Origin of the sequence: Cryobacterium sp. MLB-32 (assembly GCF_000738085.1) — a bacterium.
Taxonomy (GTDB): Bacteria; Actinomycetota; Actinomycetes; order Actinomycetales; family Microbacteriaceae; genus Cryobacterium.
The window spans coordinates 1-661 of record NZ_JPRS01000540.1 but is presented as its reverse complement, the minus strand read 5'-3'; the positions used below and the strand labels follow the sequence as shown (position 1 = coordinate 661).

1 protein-coding gene is annotated in these 661 nt (G+C 60.8%); it reads right to left on the bottom strand.

Annotation, left to right across the window (positions count from 1 at the left end; translation table 11 throughout):
• Window positions 1-58: 58 nt before the first annotated feature.
• Window positions 59-661, bottom strand: a 603-nt coding sequence (locus JF66_RS19835; RefSeq protein WP_035880611.1) for an SOS response-associated peptidase, incomplete at its 5' end; no start/stop codon positions are given.

The following is a 661-nucleotide window of genomic DNA, read 5'->3' as shown; positions in this document are numbered from 1 at the left end:
CTTCCCTCAGCACCTCAGCCTCGAAGAGGCATTTTCACTCCTTGATCTGCTGGGTCTTCTACGATGCCCGAGTGAGCTCTGGCCCGTCTCCCTGTGCAGGGAGGGGTGCGACCCGAACGATTTCGAGTGCTGCTGCGACGGGTAGCGCAGCCTGTATGGCTGCGTCGACGACGTGCTGGTCACCGATCAGCTCGGGGTTCAGCCAGTCGTCCCACCAGTCCTTCGGGAGTGGAACAGGGTTCCGGTCGTGAATGTGGAGGAGCTCGTCAATAGCGCCCGAGGTGAGGATGGTGGCCGTGAGAGTCCAGAGGTTCGGATCATCGTCAGCTTTTGAGTGATCCTTCCACCAGGAGTACATGCCGGCGAACGCTAGGACCTCATTATCGGGGTGGTGGATGTAGAACGGGGTCTTCTTCTTCGTGGTGGGGTCGGTCTGCCACTCGTAGTAGCCCGTCGCAGGTACGAGGGCACGGTGCGTTTTGACGGGGCCGCGCCATGTCGCCTTGTCGGTGATTCCTTCTGACCTGGCGTTGAACGTAGGGAACTTGGTTTTGAGTTCCTTGGACCAGGACGGAGTGAGGGACCATCGTGCAGGCTCAAGCCGGCGCACGGCTTCCTCGCCGCCTTTGGCGGAGTGAATGACGACGGGGACCGTTTGGGT